Origin of the sequence: Flavobacterium columnare NBRC 100251 = ATCC 23463 (assembly GCF_002530675.1) — a bacterium.
Classification (GTDB): domain Bacteria; phylum Bacteroidota; class Bacteroidia; order Flavobacteriales; family Flavobacteriaceae; genus Flavobacterium; species Flavobacterium columnare.
Window position 1 is genome coordinate 1 of the sequence record NZ_PCMX01000106.1, and the last position, 539, is coordinate 539.

Sequence of the window (539 nt, forward strand, 5' to 3'; positions counted from 1 at the left end):
TCTGGCGATAGGATGTCTATCCAATTACCTGCTACGCATTGATAAGCTATTCCTACTCGTAATTTGTCGCCATTTGACCACTGAGACCCTTGTAAAGTGTAGGTTGATCGACCATATCCTTCATATACTCGTGTCCCATTTTTTGTCCAATAGTAATAGTAACTTCCTGTACCGCCAGTTTGTGTTAAACTTAAGTTTAAGCTATCACTTGCTAAAAAAGGAGCTAAACCGTTTACAGCTAATGAATTTGGAGACGTGTATTTCTCTACAGTATATTCTTGTGAAGCTGTTTCTACCCAACTACCTGAAATACATTGATAGCTAACCACTAATTTTAGTTTATCACCATTACTCCATTGATTCCCTTCTAAAATATAAGTGGATTTACCATAGCCTTCTGATACGCGTGTCCCGTTTTTTGTCCAGTAATAAAAGAATCTTCCAGAACCTCCTGTTACATTAGCAGATAAAGAAATCAAATCTGAATTGCAAAATGCTCGTAATCCAGTTACTGCAACAGCACTTGGTGAAGTATTTTT

Annotated in this window: 1 protein-coding gene; it reads right to left on the minus strand. The window is 37.1% G+C overall.

Going from position 1 to position 539, the window contains the following annotated elements; genetic code table 11:
- On the minus strand, positions 1 to 539 hold a 539-nt coding region (locus tag B0A78_RS14555; protein WP_211282054.1), incomplete at both ends, for a hypothetical protein.